This window comes from Pseudomonas sp. HP_01, assembly GCF_055284355.1.
This window is the reverse complement of record NZ_JBTOPV010000067.1, coordinates 82,719-105,306: the sequence shown is the minus strand read 5'-3', so window position 1 is coordinate 105,306 and position 22,588 is coordinate 82,719. Positions and strand designations below refer to the sequence as shown.

19 protein-coding genes are annotated in these 22,588 nt (G+C 60.4%); 11 read left to right on the top strand and 8 right to left on the bottom strand.

Features of this window, described 5'->3' with window-relative positions:
• Positions 1–9: 9 nt before the first annotated feature.
• The 4 genes from hflC (at position 10) to cfaB (ending at position 5,527) form a co-directional block, all read left to right on the top strand.
• On the top strand, positions 10–1,050 hold the full coding sequence (hflC, locus tag ACYAR8_RS23330; RefSeq protein ID WP_463581180.1) for a protease modulator HflC: 1,041 nt from the start codon (positions 10–12) through the stop codon (positions 1,048–1,050).
• The gene (locus ACYAR8_RS23325; protein ID WP_074886031.1) at positions 1,047–2,114 is read left to right on the top strand and encodes an SPFH domain-containing protein; all 1,068 of its coding nucleotides are present in this window, start codon (positions 1,047–1,049) and stop codon (positions 2,112–2,114) included. The genes hflC and ACYAR8_RS23325 overlap by 4 nt, the downstream gene beginning before the upstream one ends.
• Positions 2,115–2,185: 71 nt before the next feature.
• Positions 2,186–4,066, top strand: a complete 1,881-nt coding sequence (locus ACYAR8_RS23320) for a heavy metal translocating P-type ATPase (RefSeq protein WP_463581232.1) — start codon at positions 2,186–2,188, stop codon at positions 4,064–4,066.
• 276 nt (positions 4,067–4,342) lie between these two features.
• Positions 4,343–5,527 (top strand): C17 cyclopropane fatty acid synthase CfaB, encoded by a 1,185-nt coding sequence (gene cfaB, locus ACYAR8_RS23315; protein ID WP_463581179.1) that lies wholly within the window; start codon positions 4,343–4,345, stop codon positions 5,525–5,527.
• A 126-nt stretch (positions 5,528–5,653) separates the two neighbouring features.
• Here cfaB and cls read toward each other — a convergent pair whose 3' ends face one another.
• Positions 5,654–7,093, bottom strand: a complete 1,440-nt coding sequence (cls, locus tag ACYAR8_RS23310) for a cardiolipin synthase (RefSeq protein WP_108121233.1) — start codon at positions 7,091–7,093, stop codon at positions 5,654–5,656.
• 175 nt (positions 7,094–7,268) lie between these two features.
• Here cls and ACYAR8_RS23305 point away from each other — a divergent pair, with 175 nt between their 5' ends.
• Positions 7,269–7,790, top strand: a complete 522-nt coding sequence (locus tag ACYAR8_RS23305) for a DUF3617 domain-containing protein (RefSeq protein ID WP_074886019.1) — start codon at positions 7,269–7,271, stop codon at positions 7,788–7,790.
• A gap of 246 nt (positions 7,791–8,036) precedes the next feature.
• A complete protein-coding gene (locus ACYAR8_RS23300) occupies positions 8,037–9,275 on the top strand; it encodes an N-acetylmuramoyl-L-alanine amidase (protein ID WP_463581178.1) in 1,239 nt (412 codons plus the stop codon).
• Positions 9,276–9,341: 66 nt separating this feature from the next.
• On the opposite strand, the gene ACYAR8_RS23295 is transcribed toward ACYAR8_RS23300, so the two are convergent.
• Positions 9,342–9,731 carry a glutamine synthetase gene (locus ACYAR8_RS23295; RefSeq protein ID WP_463581177.1) on the bottom strand — a complete coding sequence of 130 codons (390 nt, stop codon included), beginning with the start codon at positions 9,729–9,731 and terminating at the stop codon, positions 9,342–9,344.
• A gap of 87 nt (positions 9,732–9,818) precedes the next feature.
• On the opposite strand from ACYAR8_RS23295, the gene zigA reads away from it, so the two are divergent.
• Positions 9,819–11,021, top strand: coding sequence for a zinc metallochaperone GTPase ZigA (gene zigA / locus ACYAR8_RS23290; RefSeq protein WP_463581176.1), 1,203 nt, complete (start codon positions 9,819–9,821; stop codon positions 11,019–11,021).
• A gap of 12 nt (positions 11,022–11,033) precedes the next feature.
• Here zigA and ACYAR8_RS23285 read toward each other — a convergent pair whose 3' ends face one another.
• Positions 11,034–11,405, bottom strand: coding sequence for an NADH:ubiquinone oxidoreductase (locus ACYAR8_RS23285; RefSeq protein WP_463581175.1), 372 nt, complete (start codon positions 11,403–11,405; stop codon positions 11,034–11,036).
• A gap of 51 nt (positions 11,406–11,456) precedes the next feature.
• Here ACYAR8_RS23285 and ACYAR8_RS23280 point away from each other — a divergent pair, with 51 nt between their 5' ends.
• Positions 11,457–12,419 carry a CobW family GTP-binding protein gene (locus tag ACYAR8_RS23280; RefSeq protein ID WP_463581231.1) on the top strand — a complete coding sequence of 321 codons (963 nt, stop codon included), beginning with the start codon at positions 11,457–11,459 and terminating at the stop codon, positions 12,417–12,419.
• Between the two features lie 20 nt (positions 12,420–12,439).
• Here the strand turns inward: ACYAR8_RS23280 and ACYAR8_RS23275 are convergent, their stop codons facing one another.
• On the bottom strand, positions 12,440–12,832 hold the full coding sequence (locus ACYAR8_RS23275; RefSeq protein WP_463581174.1) for a DUF3301 domain-containing protein: 393 nt from the start codon (positions 12,830–12,832) through the stop codon (positions 12,440–12,442).
• A gap of 134 nt (positions 12,833–12,966) precedes the next feature.
• On the opposite strand from ACYAR8_RS23275, the gene pdxY reads away from it, so the two are divergent.
• The gene (pdxY, locus tag ACYAR8_RS23270; protein WP_108121229.1) at positions 12,967–13,833 is read left to right on the top strand and encodes a pyridoxal kinase PdxY; all 867 of its coding nucleotides are present in this window, start codon (positions 12,967–12,969) and stop codon (positions 13,831–13,833) included.
• Between the two features lie 19 nt (positions 13,834–13,852).
• On the opposite strand, the gene ACYAR8_RS23265 is transcribed toward pdxY, so the two are convergent.
• A complete protein-coding gene (locus ACYAR8_RS23265; protein ID WP_074885997.1) occupies positions 13,853–14,338 on the bottom strand; it encodes an acyl-CoA thioesterase in 486 nt (161 codons plus the stop codon).
• A gap of 309 nt (positions 14,339–14,647) precedes the next feature.
• On the opposite strand from ACYAR8_RS23265, the gene ACYAR8_RS23260 reads away from it, so the two are divergent.
• Positions 14,648–16,402: a cation:proton antiporter gene (locus ACYAR8_RS23260; protein ID WP_463581173.1), complete on the top strand. Its 1,755-nt coding sequence runs from the start codon at positions 14,648–14,650 to the stop codon at positions 16,400–16,402.
• Between the two features lie 65 nt (positions 16,403–16,467).
• On the opposite strand, the gene ACYAR8_RS23255 is transcribed toward ACYAR8_RS23260, so the two are convergent.
• The 3 genes from ACYAR8_RS23255 to uvrD all read right to left on the bottom strand — a co-directional run bounded on the left by ACYAR8_RS23255 (position 16,468) and on the right by uvrD (position 20,247).
• A complete protein-coding gene (locus tag ACYAR8_RS23255; RefSeq protein WP_074885991.1) occupies positions 16,468–16,875 on the bottom strand; it encodes an SMI1/KNR4 family protein in 408 nt (135 codons plus the stop codon).
• Between the two features lie 127 nt (positions 16,876–17,002).
• Entirely contained in the window at positions 17,003–17,857 is an 855-nt protein-coding gene (locus ACYAR8_RS23250; RefSeq protein WP_074885989.1) for a Tim44 domain-containing protein, read from the bottom strand.
• 206 nt (positions 17,858–18,063) lie between these two features.
• The gene (uvrD, locus tag ACYAR8_RS23245) at positions 18,064–20,247 is read right to left on the bottom strand and encodes a DNA helicase II (protein WP_074885986.1); all 2,184 of its coding nucleotides are present in this window, start codon (positions 20,245–20,247) and stop codon (positions 18,064–18,066) included.
• Between the two features lie 170 nt (positions 20,248–20,417).
• Between uvrD and ACYAR8_RS23240 the strand changes: the two genes are divergently transcribed.
• On the top strand, positions 20,418–22,484 hold the full coding sequence (locus ACYAR8_RS23240) for a putative bifunctional diguanylate cyclase/phosphodiesterase (protein WP_463581172.1): 2,067 nt from the start codon (positions 20,418–20,420) through the stop codon (positions 22,482–22,484).
• Positions 22,485–22,588: the final 104 nt, after the last annotated feature.

Here is a 22,588-nt window from a genome sequence, read left to right as displayed (position 1 = left end):
AGTCTTCCTTTGAGTTTGTTTCATTCCCACGATCATCACGACCATTCCGGTCACGACCACAGCGGTCACGGTCATGGCGGCCACCATCACGGCCATCACCATGGCGAAGCCTCCGGCCCGGCCGTGTTTCCGTGGCGCCGTGCGGCGTTGGCTGCGGTGCTGATTGCTTTCGCGATCGCGGCGGCGAGCCTGGTCCAGGTGCGCTCCGGCGAGGCGACGGTCATCACGCGCTTCGGAAACCCCGCCCGCGTACTGCTCGATCCGGGCCTGAGCTGGCGCTGGCCGGCGCCGTTCGAAGCAGCGATCCCCGTGGACCTGCGTTTGCGCACCACCTCAAGCGGTTTGCAGGACGTCGGTACCCGTGACGGCCTGCGCATCATCGTTCAGGCGTACGTGGCCTGGCAGGTGCAGGGCGATCCGGACAACGTGAAGCGCTTCATGCGCGCCGTGCAAAACCAGCCGGACGAAGCGGCCAGACAGATCCGCACCTTCGTCGGCTCTGCACTGGAAACCACCGCAGCGAGCTTCGATCTGTCGAGCCTGATCAACACCGACGCCAAGCAGGTGCGCATTGCCGATTTCGAAAACCAGCTGCGTCAGCAGATCGATAAGCAACTGCTGACCACCTATGGCGTACGCGTTCTGCAAGTAGGTGTCGAACGTCTTACGTTGCCGTCGGTGACTCTCAACGCGACAGTCGACCGCATGCGCGCCGAGCGCGAAACCATCGCTACAGAGCGCACCGCCATTGGCAAACGCGAGGCGGCGCAGATCCGTTCTGCCGCCGAACGCGACGCGCGGATTGTCGAGGCCGACGCTACCGTGAAAGCTGCCGACATCGAGGCGCAATCCCGCGTTGAAGCGGCGCAGATTTACGGCCGCGCCTACGCCGGTTCGCCGCAGCTGTACAACTTGCTGCGCTCGCTGGACACCCTCGGCACCGTGGTGGGGCCGAGCACCAAACTGATTCTGCGTACCGATGCCGCGCCGTTCCGAGTGCTTGTAGACGGCCCGCCGACCCTGGATGGCAAGGCTGGAACGCAGCCATGACTGAGCAAGACGCGGCGCACATCGAGCGGCCGGTGGTGAACAGTCCCTGGCTGCAGGCCAGCCGGCTGGCGTTTCTGGGGCTGTATGTCGTGACCCTGCTGGCTGCGCTCGGTTGGGCTGTCTCCAATGTGCGGGAAATCGACCCACAGAACCGCGCCGTGGTGTTTCGCTTCGGCGAGCTGGACCGCGTACAGAACGCAGGCTTGTTGCTGGCCTGGCCGCAACCGTTCGAGCAAGTGGTGCTTTTGCCGTCCGCTGACCGCGTGATCGAGCGGCATGTCGAAACGCTGTTGCGTTCCCCCACTGCGTTGGCAGCCGACAAGATCACCAGTTTTGCGACGCCGATGAGCGACGCACTGGCAGGCTCGGGCTATTTGCTGACGGGGGACGCCGGTGTCGTACAACTCGATGTGACGGCGTACTACAAAGTGACGGAGCCGCGAGCGTTCGTGCTGCAAGGCGAGCACGTGCTGCCGGCGCTGGATCGTCTGGTCAATCGCAGCGCCGTCAGCCTCACAGCGGCGCGGGATCTGGACACTATTCTGGTGGCGCGTCCCGAGCTGGTGGGTTCCGACAGCCAGTCTGCCGAGCGTCGCGAACGTCTGCGCGGCGATCTGGTGCAGGGTATCAACACGCAGCTTGGCGAGCTGACGGCCACTGGCGTCGGTCTGGGCGTCGAAGTCGTGCGTGTCGACGTGCAGTCCAGTCTGCCGGCCGCGGCAGTGAATGCGTTCAACGCGGTGCTGACTGCCAGTCAGCAAGCCGATCAGGCTGTGGCGAACGCGCGCACTGACGCAGAGAAACTCAACCAGACCGCTAATCAGCAGGCCGACCGCACGCTGCAGGTCGCCCATGCCCAGGCGTCCGAACGACTGGCCAAGGCGCAGACCGACACCGCCGCAGTGACCGGCCTGGCGATGTCGATGCAGAACAAGAGCGATCCCGGATTGCTATTGCGGATCTACCGCGAGCGGGTGCCTGCCATCCTGAAACAGGCGGGCTCAGTGACCACGGTCGACCCCCGCGACGATTCCCGCCTGATCATTCAGGGAGCTGACAAATGAGTGGCGAAGCCGTACATAACCATTCCCACGACCCTTCTCACAAGCATGCCGAGCCCGCTGCGCCCGGCAGTATGCTCACCAGCCGCGAGCAGCGCAGCGCGGCCCGCCAGTTGACGCTGGCGATGCTTGCCCTGGGCCTGCTTGCTCTGGGGCTGGTCTGGCGATTCTTCTCGCCCGAGCAAGTCGGCGTCAGCCAGCTGCTGTTGGGCGCCGCCTCGCTGTTGGTGGCCATCCCGGTGGTCAGCGCCGGCTGGCACAGCCTGCGTTATCCCAGCCTGCACGGCATTACCGATCAACTGATCGCACTGGCCATGCTGGGCGCGTGGGCGACGGGCGATCTGATGACCGCCGCGTTGCTGCCCATCATCATGATCTTCGGCCACGTGCTGGAGGAGCGCAGCGTGATTGGCTCCCAGGAAGCCATTCAGGCACTGGGCCGTCTGACCCGCAGCCATGCCCGGCTGATCGATAAGGATGGCGCGATCCGCGAAGTCGACAACGGCACGCTGGTGGCCGGTGATCGCGTCGAAGTGCGCGCCGGTGACCGCGTACCGGCTGACGGTTTGGTGATTTCAGGCCAGGCCAGCCTCGATACCGCACCCATTACCGGCGAGTCCGTCCCGCTTGAAGCGCGTGCAGGGATGGAAGTCTTCGGCGGCGCGATCAACCTCGATGGCCTGCTGCGTATCGAAGTGACGCGCATCGGCAACGAGTCGACCCTGGGCAAGGTCATCGCGCTCATGCAAAGCGCCGAACGCTCCAAACCGCCCATCACTCGCCTGTTGGAAAAGTACGCCGGCAGCTACATGGTTCTCGTGCTGCTGATCGCGGCCGTGACCTGGTTCATCACCAATAACGCGCAGGCCATGTTGGCGGTGTTGGTCGCTGCCTGCCCTTGCGCGTTGGTGCTGTCAGCGCCCGCGACAGCCATTGCCGGTATTGCGGTCGCCGCGCGCCACGGCATTCTGATCCGCAGTTCGGCTTTTCTTGAAGAACTGGCCGATCTGACTTCCTTGGTCGTCGACAAGACCGGCACGCTGACCTACGGCAGTCTGCGTCTGCAATCGGTGCAGGCCGAGGAGGGCGCTGGCGACAACATCATCGAGCTGGCAGCAAGCCTGGGTTCTGCGAGTAGCCACCCGGTCAGTCGCGCGCTGGCCAGTTTGGTCGACAAGGATCATCTGCTCCCTCTTGGCGACATTCGTGAGCGCCAGGGGCTGGGCGTCGTCGCGCAGACCGCACGGGGTGAAGCCGCGTTGGGGCGGCCTGAGCTGTTCGCGCAGCTGGGCATCGTTACCTCGCCGGTTCCTGACCACGATGGCCCGATTGCCGGGCTCGCGGTGGATGGCCATTTTCTGGCCTGGCTGCTGCTGGCCGACAGCCTCAAGCCCGAGGCCCGTCAGGCGCTGAGTGAGCTGCGCGAGCTGGGCCTGGGTCGGCAGTTACTGCTGACCGGGGATCGCCAGAGTGTCGCCGACAGCTTGGGTCACGAGGTCGGCATCAGCGATATCCACGCCCAGGCGCTGCCCGAGGACAAGCTCAATCGGGTCATGAGCGAAATCAAAAAAGGCTTTCGTCCGATGGTCGTCGGCGATGGCATCAACGACTCCCTGGCGCTGAAGGCCGGCGTTGTCGGCGTTGCGATGGGGGCGGGCGGGGCGGACATCGCGTTGGCCTCCGCCGACATCGTGTTGATCGGCAGTGACCTGCGCCGGCTGGGCACCTGCGTGAGGCTGAGCCGTCAGTGCCGCCATACCTTGCAAGTGAACGTGATCATCGGACTTGGCTGGACGCTGGCCATTGTCGCCATGGCGGCGTTCGGCGTGCTGGGCGCGGCAGGCGCGATGATCGCGGCGATCCTGCATAACCTCAGCACGCTGCTGGTGCTTGGCAACGCCGGTCGACTGCTACGTTTTCACGAGCCCATCGCGAAGTTTCACAATCCCTCCTAAGCCACATTCCCCGGCGCCTTCACCGAAAGCGCCGGGTTACGGGGATCCACTAAGCATTAAAATCCGCTTGAGCTTTGAAGAACTCTGTTACAAATTAACTTGAGTCTTTTCGGGGTGCTCCATCTGCAGGCGTCACATTGGCTCGAATTCTGGGGCACAAAGTCCTACCCGTTGTAGATTCGTCGTCGTTCATAAAAGCCGATCGCCTGACGGCTCCTGATCCGGGAGTCGGTTATGGACTACCCTTTCCGTGTAGCTGGATCAGGGGGATTTCATATGCTCGCGCAACTTCCACCGGCGTTGCAGAACCTTCATCTGCCACTGCGTCTCAAGCTCTGGGACGGCAACGAGCTCGACCTGGGGAGTGATCCCCGCGTCACGATCGTGGTGAACGACCCGTCGCTTGTTTCCGATTTCACGCACCCGAGTCTGGACCTTCTGGGCCGCGCCTTTGTTGAGGGCCGGCTCGAACTGGAAGGATCAATCAGCGAAGTGATCCGGGTGTGCGACGAGTTGACCAAAGCGCTGGTGGACGAGGACGACGACAATCTCCCTGTGCGCACCGAGCACGATAAGGCCACCGACGCCGCGTCGATCTCCTACCACTACGACCTCTCCAACGACTTCTATCGCTTGTGGCTGGACCGGGAGATGGTCTACTCCTGCGCGTACTTCAAGACCGGCAACGAGACCCTCGACCAGGCGCAACAAGACAAATTTCACCACCTGTGCCGCAAGCTGCGCCTCAAGCCGGGGGAGTACCTGCTCGACGTCGGCTGTGGCTGGGGAGGGCTTTCCCGCTTTGCCGCAAGTGAATACGGCGTCAAAGTGTTCGGCATCACGTTAAGCCGTGAGCAACTGGCGCTGGCCCGGGAGCGGGTGCGCGCGGACGGTCTGCAGGGGCGTGTCGAGCTGCAGCTGCTCGACTACCGGGATCTGCCCAGGGACGGTCGGTTCGACAAGGTCGTCAGCGTCGGCATGTTCGAGCATGTCGGCCACGCCAACCTTGAGCTGTACGCAAAGTGTTTATTCGATGCGGTGAAGGAGGGCGGTCTGGTGATGAACCACGGCATCACGTCCAGGCACACCGACGGACGTCCTGTGGGGCGCGGTGCAGGGGAATTTATCGATCGCTACGTGTTTCCCAACGGTGAACTGCCGCACCTGTCGATGATCACCGGGTTCATCAGCGAGGCGGGTCTGGAAGTGGTCGACGTGGAAAGCCTGCGCCTGCACTACGCCAGGACACTCGAACACTGGAGTTCCCGGCTGGAAGAGAAGCTCGATCTCGCCGCGGCCATGGTGCCGGAGCAGGCGCTGAGGATCTTTCGGTTGTATCTGGCTGGCTGCGCGTATGCGTTTTCCAGGGGCTGGATCAACCTCCACCAGATCCTCGCGGTAAAGTCTTATCCGGACGGTAGTCATAATCTGCCGTTGACCAGAGACGATATCTACGCGTAATTGCTTCAACTGGTGGGAGCGAGCTTGCTCGCGAAGATGTCGGTACATCCCCCGAATCATCGGCGTTTGAACTACCGTCTTCGTGAGCAAGCTCACTCCCACACTTGGCGTACTGCTCAATCACATCTACAGAATCGGCGAAATCAATCTTGCGACCCGCATTCCCAATTGCTGCAGGTGATGGGTTTCTTTGCTCTCTTCACTGGAGATTTCGTGGGAGAGGGCGAAGTCGTCGATCAACATGGTTTCGACCTCGCGTGCGAAATCCTCATCAACGGTCAAGAGCATGAGTTCGAAGTTGAGCCGGAACGAACGGTTGTCCAGGTTGGCGCTGCCAATCGCCGAGATCGCGTTGTCCACCAGCACCACCTTCTGGTGCAGGAAGCCGGGCTTGTAGCGAAAGATGCGAACGCCTGCGCGGACGGCTTCAAACGCAAACAAGCTGGAGGCGGCATAGACCGTGTAGTGATCAGGACGCGAGGGCAGCAGCAGGCGCACATCCACGCCGCGCAGGACCGCCAATCTCAGCGCCGCCGACACGGCTTCATCGGGAATGAAATAGGGTGTGGTGATCCACACCCGTTCGGTCGCCGCATGAATGGCTTCGACGAAGAACAGTGAGCAGGTTTCCTGCGCATCGGCCGGGCCGCTGGCGAGTAACTGGCACAGTACGCCGTCTTCCGGGTAGCTGTCCGGCAGGATCAGCGGCGGGATTTCGCGAGTCGCCCAGAACCAGTCCTCGGCGAACGATTCCTGCAAGCACGCCACGACAGGTCCGACAACGCTAACGTGGGTATCGCGCCACGGCGCCAGCGGCGGCTTGAGGCCCAGATACTCATCGCCCACGTTGTGGCCGCCAACGAAGCCTTTCATGCCATCAACCACGACGATCTTGCGATGATTGCGGAAGTTGATCTGGAAGCGTGTCAGCCAACCGCCCCGTGTGGCAAAGGCCTTGATCTGAACACCACCGGCACGCAGTTTGTCGATGTAGCGCGCCGGTAAGGCATGGCTGCCGATGCGGTCGTAGAGCACATGAATCGCTACGCCTTCGGCGGCTTTTTCCAGCAACAGCCCTTGCAGTCGGCGACCGAGATCATCGTCATGGATGATGAAAAACTGCACGAACACCACTTCCCGGGCGCTTTTGATTGCTTCGAATATCGCGCCAAACGTTTCATCGCCGTTGATCAGCAGCTTTACTTCGTTGTTCGCCAGGCACGGCATGCGTCCCAGCTTTGGCATTGCGCGCAGGGATCGATAAGCGTCCGAGCGACGCGCTGCCACCGCCTCTTCAATCCATGGCTTCCAGTTGAAGTCGGCGATCGCCGTGCGCATCTCGGTGTTCGCCTGACGCCGCGCTTTGATGTAGGCGTCGAACGTACTTCTACCGAAGACCAGATACGGGAGGAGTGCGATATAGGGGATGAAGATGAGGGGCATCGCCCAGGCAATCGAGCCCTGAGCCGTACGCACAGTGAGTAAGGCGTGGATTGCTGCGACAATGCCCAGCAGGTGAGTGAAACCGAGCAAATAGCCAAAGAAATACGGGCTGTGGTAATCCATGCGCAACCTTGTGCTAGAAGCTTATTGGTGTCTAACAGACCACACCGCACCGGGATTGTCGCTATTTTATTGCGGGTGCAACTGGCCACCCGATCTGCCGTCTAACCCTCATCGTTCAGTGGCTTGCAAGCAGGCCGCATCCAGATGCCCAAGAGTAAAAAAGGAAAACCGATTCATGAAAAAGCGCGTACTGGCGTTGATGGTTTGTCTGGCTGCGCCCTTCGCCCAGGCACAGGTGTTGCAGCCGGGACTGTGGGAGCTGAGTTCAAGCAACATGCAGGTGGACGGCCAGCAGATGCCGGACTTGCAGGTGATGCTGTCCCAACTGCAAATGATGGCGCCGCAGCAGCGCGCAGCCATGGAGCAAATGCTTGAAAAACAAGGTGTTACTCTTGGCGGGAAGGGCGTACGTATTTGCCTGACCCAAGAGCAGGTCAAGAATGAGCAGATCCCGCTGACCGATCCGAAGTCGGGCTGTACCCAGCAGATCACCGAACGTACCGGCGCCACCTGGAAATTCAAGTTCAGTTGCCCTCGCGCTCAGGGTACTGGCACTGCACAGTTCCTGAGTGACCGTGAATTCAACACCCACGTCATTGGCTCGTTCAACGCGACAGGCCAGCAGCAGAACGGCAGCATGGACACGCGCGCTGTTTGGCTGGGTCAGCAGTGTGGCACCGTAAAACCGAGAACCTGATTCTTCCTGCTTATCAAGCGCCCTGAGTAATCAGGGCGTTTTCATTTGTGCGAACATTACATCGTGTTCCACGTGGAACATGTTCTTGTTTCACATGAGCTTTTCAACCTTAGGCGTTGAACAGACTGATTAAAACCCTGGCCATTCTTATAAAAAGCTTCATCTTCGCCAGATATCCCGACTGTTATATTGTAACTATGACCCTCTATCTCTGAGCCGGGATGCTCTTCGCCATCGGACCGTGCCATGCACCGACGTCAAATGCTGCTCAACATGCTTTTGGCCAGCGCCGCCTTTGCGCTTCCATTTTCAGTCCATGCGACGCAGATCCGGAGTGCTCGCTTGTGGCGTTCCGATAGCAAGCTACGTCTCGTGTTCGACCTGAGTGGCCCGGTGCAGTACAAGACTTTCACTCTTAGCGCGCCCGAGCGGATCATCATCGACGTCAGCGGCGCCCGGCTTGAGGGCAACTTCAGTCAGCTGGCGCTGGAAAACACGCCGATCAAGTCGATTCGCTCCGGCCACTTCGGTCAGAGCGATACGCGCATCGTCCTCGATCTGACATCCCCCGTGCAGATCAACAGTTTCCTGCTGGGTCCCGAGGGCGCTCAGGGCAACCGGCTGGTTCTGGATCTGGGGCATGACGTGCTTTCCCGTCCGCCGGTGCAGTTGGCCGCAGCCGCACCGCTGGCGAAAGAGCCAGCCGCGCAGTCCACGGGAAGAGACCGTTCCAAGCGCGACATCATGGTGGTCGTCGACGCAGGCCATGGTGGTAAAGACCCTGGCGCCGTTGGCTCGAAGGGTGAGCGCGAGAAAGACGTCGTGCTGTCCATTGCGCAGTTGCTCGCCAAGCGTTTGAAGCGCGAAAAGGGCTTTGATGTGCGCCTGGTTCGCAACGACGACTTCTTCGTGCCGCTTCGCAAGCGCGTGGACGTTGCACGCAAATACAACGCTGACATGTTCATTTCGGTCCACGCCGACGCCGCCCCTCGCTTGACGGCCTCTGGCGCGTCCGTGTTCGCTTTGTCGGAGAACGGCGCGACATCTGCAACAGCACGGTTTATGGCCCAGCGCGAAAACGGCGCCGACCTGATCGGCGCGAACAGTCTGTTGAACCTGAAAGACAAGGACCCAATGCTGGCCGGCGTGATTCTCGATATGTCGATGAACGCCACGATCGCTGCCAGCCTGGATTTGGGTCACACCGTACTGGGCAGCCTGGAAGGGATCACGACGCTGCATCAGAAACGCGTGGAGCAGGCCGGTTTCGCGGTGCTGAAGTCACCGGACGTACCGTCGATTCTGGTCGAGACCGGCTTCATCTCCAACAGCCGCGACAGTCAGCGTCTCGTCACCGCGCGCCATCAGCAGGCCGTGGCCGATGGTTTGTTTGATGGCATGAAGCGCTACTTCGAGCGCAATCCGCCGGCCGGCTCGTACGTGGCCTGGCGCCAGGAGCAAAAGGCGAATGAGGCGCTGGCCTGAGGATTGAGGTGCCGAACGGCGGAGAGAGCAGACTGGCTCTCTCCGGAAACGGGCCAGCTTTGCCGCTCACCGACAACCCATCACTCGATCACAGGTGATTTTGGTCCGGCTCCCGCTCGAACTCGACACCCGACTGATCGTCGTCCAGCCCACTTTCCGGGTATACCCCACCCAGGTTTCGCCATCCGATGCCAGGCCGGTGAAGAAGGTCAGTGAGCCGTAACGGCTATTGGTCTGCGCCCAGCGTCGCTTGCCAACGCTTTCAAAGCCGCGCACGAAGATCGTTTTCCCTGCTACCGCCACGCTGTACGTGTTGTCGTCGGCATCAATGCAGGCCAACAGCGTTGCAGTGCGCGTGCACAACGCCTTGTTCAGCCTGGGCGAGGGCGGCAGGGCAAACGCCTGTGTGCTCAGCAACAGCGAACAGCCTGCCAACAACCAAAACAACCGAGTCATGAAGCTGCCTTAAAAAAAGATTAGCGCCTGCGTATCGTTATACTATAACGTAAAAAGCGATCGCATCCGCACTCTGGTGAAACCTTCATGAACCGTCTTCCCGTTACCGTTCTTTCCGGCTTCCTTGGCGCAGGAAAAAGCACGCTGTTGAACCACATCCTGCGCAATCGCGACAATCTGCGCGTCGCCGTGATCGTCAACGACATGAGCGAGATCAACATCGACGGCAGTGAAGTACAGCGGGACGTCAGCCTCAATCGCGCGGAAGAAAAACTGGTGGAGATGAGCAACGGCTGCATCTGCTGCACCCTGCGCGAAGACTTGCTGGAAGAGGTCAGTCGGCTGGCCCATGAAGGCCGTTTCGACTACCTGCTGATTGAGTCCACGGGTATTTCCGAGCCGCTTCCCGTGGCTGAGACATTTACCTTTCGCGATGAACAGGGCCGGAGTCTGGCCGATGTCGCCCGTCTCGACACGATGGTGACGGTAGTCGATGGCCTGAACTTTCTGCAGGATTTCAACGCTGCGGAGAGCCTGGCCTCACGCGGAGAGACCTTGGGCGAGGATGACGAGCGCGCGATCACTGATCTGCTGATTGAGCAGGTTGAGTTCGCCGACGTGATACTGATCAGCAAGATCGACCTCATCAGTTCAGCCGATCGCCGGGAGCTGATGGCAATTTTGCGTCGCCTCAACAGTCAGGCGGAAATTCTGCCCATGGTCATGGGCGCCGTGCCCCTCAGCAAGATTCTCGACACGAACCGTTTCGACTTCGAACGAGCGGCGCAGGCACCGGGCTGGCTCAAGGAGTTGCGTGGCGAGCACGCGCCGGAGACCGAAGAATATGGCATCGCGTCCACGGCTTATCGGGCGCGTCGGCCTTTTCATCCCCAACGCTTTTTCGACTTCCTGAATGCGCCGTGGGAAAACGGACGACTGCTGCGCTCGAAGGGCTTTTTCTGGCTCGCCAGCAAGCATGAGGACGCCGGCAGTTGGTCCCAGGCCGGCGGCTTGATGCGTCATGGTTTCGCCGGTCGTTGGTGGCGCTTCGTGCCTAAGGCGCAGTGGCCGCAGGACGACGAAAGCACGCAGGTGATCATGCGCAGTTGGGAAGCGGAGACCGGCGATTGCCGTCAGGAACTGGTGTTCATTGGTCAGAACATCGACTTCGGGCGGCTGGCTGCCGAGTTGGATGAATGTCTGCTGACTGACGCCGAGATGGCGGCCGGCGTTGCAGACTGGCGCTCAATGCCTGATCCGTTTGGCGACTGGTACGGCGACGCGGCCTAAAACCCGTCCGACTTACTGGGTTTTCCAGATGCCTTTGCTCTGCTGCTCGCAGAACGGTTTGAGGAACGCAGCGTCGCTGGCCACGCCGTAATAGTGAATGTTCTGCCGATAAGGCATATTGGCCACCTGCGCGTTGCTGCACTGGCCAAATGACCCGGTAGGGCACTGTTCCGCGTACGTAACCTCCGTTTTCTGGTCCTTGAGCTGGGGTTTGCAAAAACCGTCGTGGAACAGGTCTGGCGGGATGTTCAGATTCTCCTGACAGACTTTGACGTCCACTCGCTCGCCCTGGCTGTGCACGACGCACGTCTCGGCCCAGACCTGCGCCGACGTCATCGCCAACAGCGCCCACGCCAGCCCCATGGGCAGCCACCTTGCTCGCATCAATTACCTCCGTCAGCGCTCATTTCAGGAGCGATCTCAAGAATGGCCGACATGCTGCAGAACATCCCCACTCATGTCATTGCAGGCCCATTAGGTGCCGGCAAGACGAGCCTGATCAGGCATCTAATGAAGCAGAAACCTGCGCACGAGCGCTGGGCTGTGCTGATCAATGAGTTCGGCCAGATCGGCCTGGACGCTGCGCTGCTGACGACCGGCGACGATGGTATCGCACTTGGCGAAGTGGCTGGAGGTTGCCTGTGCTGCGTCAATGGCGCGCCTTTTCAGATTGGCCTCGGCCGGTTGTTGCGCAAGGCCAGACCGGACCGCTTGCTCATCGAGCCCTCCGGGCTGGGGCATCCGGTTCAGTTGATCCAGCAATTACACGAGGCACCCTGGTTCGGCGTGCTGTCGATTCAGCCCAGTGTCATGGTGCTCGACGCCCAGGCGCTCGCTCAGGGCAAAGCGCTGCCTGACACCCAGCGGGACGCCCTTGCGCAGACGGGCCTGCTGGTACTGAACAAGTCTGAAGGGCTGGACGCTTCGACGCGGAAGGCGATTGCCGCTGCGCTGCCTGATCGTCTGCTGCGCTGGACTGACCACGGCGTATTGTCTCTGGATGCGTTACCCGGCATCGACGTCAGCGCTCACGCTGGCTCCGACAACCCAGCCATCCCCCGGTCATTGGCGCAACTCCCTGCAGCGTGGGCAGACCCGATGGCGCCGTTCTGCGTGAGCCAGCAACAGGCAGAAGGCTGGAGCATCGGCTGGCGCTGGCACCCAGAGCGGGTTTTCGATGCGACAAAGGTGCAAGCATGGCTGCAGGCCTTTGACTGGCGGCGCGCCAAGCTGGTTATCCACAGCGAAAAGGGGTGGGTTTCAGGCAACGCGCTGAATGGCAGCTCGCTGGAATGGGCGTCGAGTGAATGGCGCAGGGACTCGCGCCTTGAGCTGATCTTCGAAGGGCCTCAGGACGAGGCCGCTTTGCAGGCAGAGTTGGCGGCCTGTCTGCTCTAGAGTCAGTTATCCACAGAGGATCACTGCTTCCACTTGTTGTGTTCCTGACGCCACTGACTCAGCTGAATGATCTCGGCGGTGGGCTTCGGGTCTTTGATCTCGAACGGGTAGGGCGCCAGCTCGATCTGCGCCGCATGGGCACCGAACATGGTGATCGTGCCGGGATGCCGGTGCTCACCGGTGACTGTGAATTCGAAGTTATACACACGCGCCAGGCGCTTGCGGCCTTCATTGTCGCGTTTGAAGGCGAGTCGCTTCAGCGCCACGTTGCCGTCGAGCAATTCAAGCTCAAGCTTGGCGCAGTGCTGTTTGACGCGTTCGAGCGCCCGCTCACGCAGGCCATGGGCGTGCCACAGCCAGGCGCCGGCAGTCGCCAGCAGCATGAGGACGAAAATGTTGCCCAGGGTCAGCATGGAAAAGGCACTCCAACAGAAGGCTTGCAGCTTAACTGCGTCGGGTGACAGACAGCCATAGCCCGAAAGCTTAATTTCGCTTCACTTCGTCCGGCATCGCCACTACTGTGCCTTCCCGGTCTCAGGAACCTGTCATGAAACGTACGCCCCATCTACTCGCCATCCAGTCCCATGTCGTGTTTGGTCACGCCGGCAACAGCGCAGCTGTGTTCCCTATGCAGCGTATCGGCATCAATGTCTGGCCGTTGAATACCGTTCAGTTCTCCAACCACACTCAGTATGGACACTGGGCGGGGGAAGTCCTGGCGCCGCAGCAGATTCCAGCGTTGGTCGAGGGGATTGCCGCGATAGGCGAGTTGGGGAATTGCGACGCGGTGCTGTCGGGTTATCTGGGGAGCGCAGCGCAGGGGCGGGCGATTCTGAGCGCCGTTGCGCAGATCAAACGCGCCAATCCACGCGCGCTGTATGTGTGTGATCCGGTGATGGGGCACCCGGAAAAGGGCTGCATCGTGCCGCAGGAGGTCAGCGATTTCCTTCTCGACGAAGCCGCTGCGGTGGCCGACTTTCTTTGCCCCAATCAGCTGGAGCTGGACAGCTTCTCCGGCCGCAAACCCGAATCGCTGCCTGACTGCGTGGCCATGGCGCGCACATTGCTGGCCCGAGGCCCCAAGGCGGTGGTCGTCAAGCACCTGGCCTATCCGGGAAAACCTGCGGACAGCTTTGAAATGCTGCTGGTGACCGAACACGAAACCTGGCACCTGCGCCGACCGCTCCTGGCATTCCCTCGACAGCCCGTTGGTGTCGGCGACCTGACGTCCGGGCTTTTCCTGTCGCGGATTTTGCTGGGTGACGACCTGCGCCGCGCGTTCGAATTCGCGGCGTCAGCGGTGCATGAAGTGCTGCTGGAGACTCAGGCCTGCGGCAGCTATGAGCTGGAACTGGTGCGCGCGCAGGACCGAATCGCCCATCCGCGCGTCAGGTTCGAAGCCGTCCGGTTGTAGAGCGAATTCCGGCGCTGGCTTAAACCGGCTCATCCTTGATTTCACGATAACGCTTCTCCAGTTCCTGACGGATCTGGCGGCGTTGTTGTGCCTGCACGTAACGGCGCTTGTCTTCGCTGTTGGCTGGAGTGAGCGGCGGCACGCCGGCAGGTTTGCGTTGGTCGTCCACCGCCACCATGGTGAAGAAGCAGCTGTTGGTGTGACGAACCGAGCGTTCGCGGATGTTCTCAGTCACTACCTTGATGCCCACTTCCATGGACGTATTGCCGGTGTAGTTGACCGATGCCAGGAACGTGACCAGTTCGCCGACGTGAATCGGCTCACGGAAAATCACCTGATCCACCGACAGCGTCACGACATAGCGTCCTGCGTAACGGCTCGCGCATGCGTAGGCCACTTCGTCGAGGTACTTCAGCAGCGTCCCGCCGTGGACGTTGCCGGAGAAGTTGGCCATGTCCGGGGTCATCAATACAGTCATCGACAGCTGGGCGTTTCCGGGTTCCATAGCGTGCTCACGGTCTAAAAGGGTCAGAAGGCACCTTGCTCAGGTGCTCGAATGCAGATTGGCTACAAAACCATCGATACCGGGACGCCAACGGCCGCTCCGCCGTCACGCCCTGCATCCATCTGTTTCCATATATTGCACTGGCTTTTCGCGCTTTTGTGCGGTGTTAACCTGCGGAAGCCCTTGGATGGGGTAAATCCTGCGTCTCGGTCAGAATATTCAGGCTTCGTTGGCGAGTTTTCGTACAGCAGTCGTCTCTCATTCAGGCGGATACGCGCATTTCACCGATTGCCAGCAGGAGCAGCGCCCATGCATGCCATCAGTTTCATTCAAGACCTGGCTGTGATCATGCTCGTCGCTGGCGTCGTAACGGTGGTGTTCCACAGGCTCAAGCAACCCGTGGTGCTGGGCTATATCGTTGCCGGCTTTATCATCGGCCCGCACACCCCGCCTTTTGGCCTCATCCACGACGAAGACACCATCAAGACCCTCGCCGAACTCGGCGTGATCTTCCTGATGTTCTGCCTCGGCCTGGAATTCAGCCTGCGCAAACTGTTCAAGGTAGGCGCGACCGCGTTCATTGCCGCGTTTCTCGAAATCATGCTGATGATCTGGATCGGTTACGAAATCGGCCAGTTCTTCGCCTGGAACACCATGGACTCGCTGTTCCTGGGTGCCATTCTGGCGATCTCGTCTACTACCATTATCGTCAAAGCGCTCAACGACCTGAAAATGAAAAACCAGCGCTTTGCCCAGCTGATCTTTGGCGTGCTTATCGTTGAAGACATCCTCGGCATTGGCATCATCGCGCTGCTATCGGGCATCGCCGTGAGCGGCACGGTCAGTTCCGGCGAGGTGTTTTCCACGGTCGGCAAGCTGTCGCTGTTCATGATCGTCGCGCTGGTCATCGGCATTCTGGTCGTGCCGCGGTTGCTGGCTTATGTGGCGAAGTTCGAAAGCAATGAAATGCTGCTGATCACCGTGCTGGGCCTGTGTTTCGGCTTTTGCCTGCTGGTGGTCAAACTTGAATACAGCATGGTGCTGGGGGCGTTTCTCATTGGTGCGATCATGGCCGAATCCCGGCAACTGGCGAAGATCGAACACTTGGTCGAGCCCATCCGGGACATGTTCAGCGCGATCTTTTTCGTCGCGATCGGCTTGATGATCGATCCGAACATTCTGCTCGATTACGCCTGGCCCATCGCGGTGATCACCGTCGCCGTGGTACTGGGCAAGATGATTTCCTGCGGGTTGGGCGCTTTTATCGCCGGCAACGACGGCAAGACCTCGCTGCGTGTGGGGATGGGGCTGTCACAGATTGGCGAATTTTCCTTCATCATCGCAGCGCTGGGGATGACGCTGCAGGTCACCAGCGATTTTCTCTACCCGGTCGCGGTGGCGGTCTCCGCCATCACTACGCTGTTGACGCCTTACCTCATCCGCGCAGCAGATCCGCTGTCGCACACCTTGGGCGCCATTGTTCCGGCACGTATGGCGCGGGTGTTTGGCCTATACGGAGAGTGGCTGCGCAGCATTCAGCCGCAAGGGGAAGGCGCAGTGCTGGCGGCGATGATCCGCAAGATTCTGCTGCAGGTCGGCATCAACCTGGCGCTGGTCATCGCTATCTTCCTCACCGGGGCATTCTTCGCGGAGCGGATTGGCGTGTATTTCAGCGACTGGGTCAGTGATGTCGGACAGCAGAAAGCCTGGATCTGGGGCGCTTCATTGCTACTGTCGCTGCCGTTCCTGATCGCTGCTTATCGCAAGCTCAAGGCGCTGTCGATGTTGCTGGCGGAGATGAGCGTGAAGCCGGAGATGGCGGGAAGGCACACAGCGCGCGTCCGTCGGGTGATCGCTGAAGTGATACCGCTGCTGTCATTGGTGGTGATTTTTCTGCTCATCGCATTGCTGTCATCCAGCATGCTGCCGACGCGCGAATGGCTGATGCTGATCGTCGTGGTGGCGGCCGTGGTAGCAGCCGTGTTGTGGCGGTGGTTCATCCGGGTGCACACGCGCATGCAGATTGCGCTGCTCGAAACCCTCGGCAATCACGCTGAGCCATGAGGCATGAGCCTGAGTCGGCCTTGAGACGCGTGCTCAAGGCTGATTCAGAAGAGGAGTTGTGATTCTCAGCTTTCCAGCCAGACGTCCCGCGCCCAGTGCCAGACGGATTCCCAGTTTTCCTCGGTGACGAGTTCTTCTTCGCCAGACCACAGCACCACAGTACCGTCTTCCTCGACGCAGTAGTAATCCTCGCCGTCCTGACAGATCGGGATCAGCTCGCGCGGCACGCCGATGTCCCAGGCGGTCGCCGCCACTTCCGGCAGATACGTATGCGAGCCCGGATCAGTGACGGTGACGGGCTCAAGGCTGCCGTAAACCACGTCGCTTACGGTGAGCAAGAACTCCTTGAAGACGAACGGGATATTGATGAACAGCTGCTCCTCAACTTCGACCAACTGATCTTCATCAGGCAGCTCAAGCGGGACAGGGACCGGTTCATTGGCTTCACGGAGTTGTTCGATGACTTCTTCCACGACGTGGATCCTCTAACGATTTGCGCGGGTTATACAGTAGCTCAAAGGCATCGCCAAATTAACTTGGCTTCTCTAAAAACAGAACCCCGGAACAAGTCCGGGGTTCATTTGCAGCAGCTCAGCGGTATTAGCCGTTCTGGCGGATACCTGCCACCAGCCAAGGCTGGTTGTCACCCTGGGCGCGTTCCATGTTCCAGCTTTCACTGAACACTTCGCCCTGATCGAAGCGCGACGTCTTCGACACACCGTTGAACGTCAGCGTAGCGATGGTCTTGTCGGCGCGATCATCCAGACCATCAAGTTGCACGTTGAGGTTGTCGATGAAGGTGGACTGGAAGCCGTCGCCCAGATCGGCGCGTTCTTTCTTCAGGAACTGCAGCATCTGCGGGGTCACGAACTCGGAGATCTTGTCCATCTCGTTCGCGTCCCAGTGCTGTTGCAGCGACTGGAAGTGACTGCGGGCAGCTTCAATAAAACGCTCTTCGTTGAACCAGGCCGGCGCGTTGATTACCGGACGGGCAGCCGCTGCAGGAGCGGAACCGCCGAAGATCGAATTCTGTGCCGGTTGCGGCTGTTCGAAGGTTTCACGCTGATAAGGAGCACCAGCGGGGGCCATCTGTGGCTGCTGTTTGCGTCGACGCGCCGCGATGAAGCGGAAGATCACGAAGGCGATGATCGCCATGATCAGGATGTCGAAGAACTGCATGCCTTCGAAGCCACCGCCCATGAACATGGAGGCCAGCAGGCCACCCGCGGCGAGACCGGCCAATGGGCCCAGCCATTTGGAAGCACCGCCCGCAGCAGGCGCAGGACGGCCGGCGGCGTTAGGTGCTGCGGCAGGAGTGGAAGGAGCTGTTTGACGCGCCTGGTGACTTGGCGCCGAGCCCATGCTCTTGCCACCACCGAAACGCGCAGCGTTGACATCGAGGCTCATGGTGAGCCCGATAATCATTGCCAGAGCGATGCTAAGAAAACGTTGCATAAGGGAATTCCCGTTTGTGGATTGCACGCGCGCCATGTTGCACAGGACAAATGGGGATGACCAGCGGCCATATGTTTCCGGCTTTTGCGTGAATCTTCACCTGCCTGCTCTACTTGGGTTGTAAGCAGGTGAAGAAAGTTCTGTAGGAAAGATGGGGGGTGGATGTGGGAATACAAGGGATGCATCAACGCATCGTCAGTTGCCGATCAAACCGGCTCGAGCTTCGCGTACCCCAGCATCAGCCACTTGCTGCCTTCCGAGAAATTCACCTGGACCCGCGCCTGAGCGCCTGAACCCTCGAAGTTGAGGATCACGCCTTCACCAAACACTGCGTGCTGCACGTGCTGCCCCAGGGAGAACTGACTCTGCGGAATGGCTTCGCCATCGAACAAGCGACTCGGGGCCATGGTTTTGGAACCGCCGAACGGCCTCGTCACGCTGTTGGACAACCGCACTTCCTGAATCAGATTGGCCGGCACCTCCCGTACGAAGCGCGAGACCTTGTTGTAGGTTTCGCTTCCGTACAGGCGTCGGGTTTCTGCGTAGGTCATCACCAGATGCTGCATGGCACGGGTGATACCCACGTAAGCCAGACGACGCTCTTCTTCCAGGCGCCCCGGCTCTTCCAGGCTCATCTTGTGCGGGAACAGGCCTTCTTCCATGCCCACCAGGAACACGTACGGGAACTCCAGACCTTTGGCGCTGTGCAGCGTCATCAGCTGAATGCTGTCTTCGTGCTCGTCCGCCTGGGTATCGCCTGCCTCCAGAGAGGCGTGGCCGAGGAAGGCCGCCAGCGGTGTCAGGTCTTCCTCTTCGTCGCTGTTCTCGAAGGCGCGCGCGGCGCTGACCAGTTCCTCAAGGTTTTCCACCCGGGCCTGGCCTTTCTCGCCTTTCTCTTCCTTGTGGTACGTGATCAGGCCGGACTGCTCGATAACCGTTTGGGTCATCAGATGCAGCGGCATGTCCGCGGCCTTGGCGGCGAGGTTTTCGATCAGTTCGATGAATGCGCCCAGCGCGCCCGCTGCACGACCGGCCAGGCCTTTGTTGGCGACCAGCAGGCGCATGGCTTCCCACATCGAAACGTCGGCGTGGCGCGCATGCTCGCGAATCGCTTCGACGGTTTTCTCGCCAATGCCGCGCGGCGGGACGTTGATGACCCGCTCCAGCGCCGAATCATTACCGCGCCCGTCCAGCAAGCGCATATACGCCATGGCGTTCTTGATTTCGGCGCGCTCGAAGAATCGCTGGCCACCGTAGATGCGGTACGGGATGCGCTCGCGGAGCAAGGCTTCTTCAAGGACCCGCGACTGGGCGTTGGAGCGGTAGAGAATGGCGATGTCGCTTCGCGCAAGGCCGGTCTTGATCGCGCTTTCAATGGTCTCGACCACGTAGCGCGCTTCGTCGTGTTCGTTGAACGCGGCATACAGATTGATCAGCTCGCCGTCGCCGACGTCAGTCCACAGCTCTTTACCCAGCCGCCCTGTGTTGTTGACGATCAAGCCGTTGGCGGCCTTGAGGATGCTCGCGGTGGAGCGATAGTTCTGCTCCAGGCGAATGGTCTCGGTATCGGGGAAGTCTTCGGAATACTGATGAATATTCTCGATCTTCGCGCCGCGCCAGCCATAGATGGACTGATCGTCGTCGCCGACCACCATCAGGCTGTCGCCACCCTGGGCAAGCAGGCGCAACCAGGCGTACTGAACGGCGTTGGTGTCCTGGAATTCGTCCACCAGCACGTGACGGAAACGGCGCTGATAGTGAGCAAGCAGGCTCGGGTTATCGCGCCACAGGTCCAGCGCGCGGAGCAGCAGTTCGGAGAAATCGATAACGCCGGCGCGCTGACAGGCCGCCTCATAGGCTTCATAGACCGACTTCATGGTCGTCAGAAAGAGATCGCCCGAGGCCTGAATGTGTTTAGGACGCAGCCCCTCGTCCTTCTGCCCGTTTATGAACCACTGCGCCTGCCGTGCCGGCCAGCGCTGCTCATCCAGATTCAGCTCGCGCATGACGCGCTTGACCAGTCGCTGCTGGTCATCGCTGTCGAGGATCTGGAAGCTCTGGTTCAGACCCGCTTCCTGCCAGTGCGCCCGCAACAGGCGGTGCGCCAGACCGTGGAAGGTACCCACCCACATGCCGGCCGGGTTGATGCCCATCAACTGCTCGATGCGATGGCGCATCTCGGCAGCGGCCTTGTTGGTGAACGTCACCGACAGGATCGAGTGCGGCGAGGCGTTCTCGACCTGGATCAACCAGGCGATACGGTGTACCAGCACACGGGTTTTGCCGGAACCAGCGCCGGCCAGGACCAACTGACGACCCACGGAGGCAGCTACGGCCTGGCGTTGGGCATCGTTGAGGGAGTTAAGCAGAAGGGAGAGGTCATCGCGCATCGGGGCATTCTAGGGTGCCGTGAGGGCATGGGCAAACCCTAACGCTGGCCGGTCGTGATGTTGTCGGTCCTATTTTGCCGTCTGTAGATTTTAATTTATGACTGTTTGGTCTCGACGGTCCCTTGTGTATCCTCCGCGAACGTTCAAGGCCACCAATTATAAGAAATGCCATGACCTTCAGCTCCGAAGCCCCGGCAGACTCCGTGGCGACACGCCGTGTCATCTGCAAGCAATTCGCGACCCAGCTTGCCGCCGAGCGTACCCGCCTTCTTTATCAGGGATCGCTACTGCCGACCCTGTTCATGTTCATCAATGGTTTGCTCTGCGCGTGGCTGCTCTGGAGCCCCGAGCGTTACGTGCTGGTTGGCGTCTGGCTGGGTTGGCTGTCAGCGCTGGTTTGTCTGCGTGTGCTGCAAGTCGCCGCGTTCAGGTCGGCATCACTCGATCGTCGTTCACAGCCGATCTGGAATCGCATATTTCTGGCCGGCGCCTGCGTCAGCGGGTTCACCCTGTCCAGCGCCGCGCTGGTGCTGATGCCGGCGCAAAGCCTCGCTCAGCAGGCCTGGGCGTTCGGCCTCATCGGCGCTGCGACGCTGTCTGCCAGTGTGGCCTATGCCGTGAGCATTCCGGCGTTCCTCACCTTCACGCTGCCGTGCCTGCTGCCGCCCATCCTCTATCTGTTTTGGACTGGCGATCCACAATGCCATGGCTGGGGCTGGCTCGGACTGATTCTGCTGCTGGCGCTGATCGTGGTGGCCGCGCAGGTCAACCGTTTGATCGAGAGGGGCCTGATCCGGCGATTTCAGAACGTGGCGCTCATCGAGCACCTTCAACAGGCCCAGGCCGAAAGTGACGAGCTTAACCGCGAGCTGACGCGCCAGTACGAAGAGCGTACGCGTTATCTGACCCATTACGATGAGCTGACCGGCCTTGCCAATCGGGCGTTGTTCAACGAGCGGCTGCGCGAGGCCAATCAGCGTGCGCGTCACGGTGGGCGCACGCTGGCCATGCTGCATATCAATCTCGATCGCTTCAAATTGCTCAACGACAGCCTGGGTCACGACATCGCTGACCAATTGCTGCGCCTTGTCGCGCGCCGGCTGAATGCCCACGTGGCAGACGCCGATACCGTCGCGCGTTTGTCGGCGGACGAGTTTGCCGTGCTGTTTGACAGCCACGGCAACCTGACCACGATGGCGCGAATCACGACGCGCCTGCTGGCGAAGCTGCGTTCGCCGATATCAGTTTCCGGCCATGAGCTGGTGATCAGCGCTTCGATCGGCATCGCGTTGCTGCCCGGTTCTGCCCGGGACATTGCCGCGCTGGTCAGCCAGGCGAATATGGCCATGCAACACGCCAAACACCTGGGTGGCGACAATTTTCAGTTCTACACCGAAAGCCTTGAGGCGGGTACGCCAGGTCGTTTGCAGCTGGAAATCCAGCTACGTCGCGCGATTGCAGAAGGGCAACTGGAGGTTTTTTATCAGCCTAAGCTGGAGCTTAAAAGCGGGCGTCTCAATTCCGCGGAGGCACTGGTGCGCTGGCGTCATCCCGAGCGCGGTCTGATTTCGCCCGGCGAGTTCATCGGGTTGGCGGAGGAGACCGGCCTGATCGCCAACATAGGGGAGTTTGTGCTGCGCAAAGCCTGCCACCAGGCCTGCGAATGGCAGCGGGAGGGCCTCGCTCCGATCAGGGTTTCAGTCAATCTTTCGGTGCATCAAATGCGTCAAGGCAAGCTGGTCAGCCTTGTGCGGCAAGTGCTCGAAGAGACCGGGCTCGATCCGGAATACCTGGAGCTTGAGCTCACTGAGAGCCAGCTGCTGGAGAGCGTCGAGCACATCATCACCACGTTCCAGCAACTGCGCGCACTTGGGGTGAAATTAGCCATCGACGACTTCGGTACGGGCTATTCATCGTTGAGCTACCTGAAACGTTTTCCGGTGCACTGCGTGAAGATCGACCAAGCCTTTATTCGTGGTTTGAACGAAGGGGCAGAGGACGCGGCGATCACCCGGGCGATCATCGCGATGGCCCACAGTCTTGAACTCAGGGTAGTGGCCGAGGGCGTGGAAGATTGCGAGCAACTGGAGTTTCTCAGGGCTCATGGTTGCGACGAGGTGCAAGGCTACTTGATCAGTCGGCCGGTAGAGGCCAGCGTCATGGGCGGCATCCTGCGCAGTTGTCTGGCCGAAGCCTGGAGCCCTGTGCGAAAAGCCCTACACTACAAAGCGACCTGAGCCTCAACACCGATCGGTTGACCGCGGGAAGATCGTTTAACTGTGCGGTTTGCAGGTCATGTAGTATAACTACAAGAAAGCTACAGCCCGGCCCTTCCTTCACT

What these genes read in the sequence shown, in the direction of transcription:
- ACYAR8_RS23285 (WP_463581175.1), bottom strand. Translation starts at nt 11,405, where the DNA reads ATGCGAGCAAGGTGGCTGCCCATGGGGCTGGCGTGGGCGCTGTTGGCG.
- cfaB (WP_463581179.1), top strand. Translation starts at nt 4,343, where the DNA reads ATGCTCGCGCAACTTCCACCGGCGTTGCAGAACCTTCATCTGCCACTG.
- ACYAR8_RS23240 (WP_463581172.1), top strand. Translation starts at nt 20,418, where the DNA reads ATGACCTTCAGCTCCGAAGCCCCGGCAGACTCCGTGGCGACACGCCGT.
- ACYAR8_RS23325 (WP_074886031.1), top strand. Translation starts at nt 1,047, where the DNA reads ATGACTGAGCAAGACGCGGCGCACATCGAGCGGCCGGTGGTGAACAGT.
- ACYAR8_RS23260 (WP_463581173.1), top strand. Translation starts at nt 14,648, where the DNA reads ATGCATGCCATCAGTTTCATTCAAGACCTGGCTGTGATCATGCTCGTC.
- ACYAR8_RS23280 (WP_463581231.1), top strand. Translation starts at nt 11,457, where the DNA reads ATGCTGCAGAACATCCCCACTCATGTCATTGCAGGCCCATTAGGTGCC.
- uvrD (WP_074885986.1), bottom strand. Translation starts at nt 20,247, where the DNA reads ATGCGCGATGACCTCTCCCTTCTGCTTAACTCCCTCAACGATGCCCAA.
- ACYAR8_RS23305 (WP_074886019.1), top strand. Translation starts at nt 7,269, where the DNA reads ATGAAAAAGCGCGTACTGGCGTTGATGGTTTGTCTGGCTGCGCCCTTC.
- cls (WP_108121233.1), bottom strand. Translation starts at nt 7,093, where the DNA reads ATGGATTACCACAGCCCGTATTTCTTTGGCTATTTGCTCGGTTTCACT.
- ACYAR8_RS23300 (WP_463581178.1), top strand. Translation starts at nt 8,037, where the DNA reads ATGCACCGACGTCAAATGCTGCTCAACATGCTTTTGGCCAGCGCCGCC.
- pdxY (WP_108121229.1), top strand. Translation starts at nt 12,967, where the DNA reads ATGAAACGTACGCCCCATCTACTCGCCATCCAGTCCCATGTCGTGTTT.
- ACYAR8_RS23250 (WP_074885989.1), bottom strand. Translation starts at nt 17,857, where the DNA reads ATGCAACGTTTTCTTAGCATCGCTCTGGCAATGATTATCGGGCTCACC.
- ACYAR8_RS23295 (WP_463581177.1), bottom strand. Translation starts at nt 9,731, where the DNA reads ATGACTCGGTTGTTTTGGTTGTTGGCAGGCTGTTCGCTGTTGCTGAGC.
- zigA (WP_463581176.1), top strand. Translation starts at nt 9,819, where the DNA reads ATGAACCGTCTTCCCGTTACCGTTCTTTCCGGCTTCCTTGGCGCAGGA.
- ACYAR8_RS23320 (WP_463581232.1), top strand. Translation starts at nt 2,186, where the DNA reads ATGCTCACCAGCCGCGAGCAGCGCAGCGCGGCCCGCCAGTTGACGCTG.
- ACYAR8_RS23275 (WP_463581174.1), bottom strand. Translation starts at nt 12,832, where the DNA reads ATGCTGACCCTGGGCAACATTTTCGTCCTCATGCTGCTGGCGACTGCC.
- ACYAR8_RS23265 (WP_074885997.1), bottom strand. Translation starts at nt 14,338, where the DNA reads ATGGAACCCGGAAACGCCCAGCTGTCGATGACTGTATTGATGACCCCG.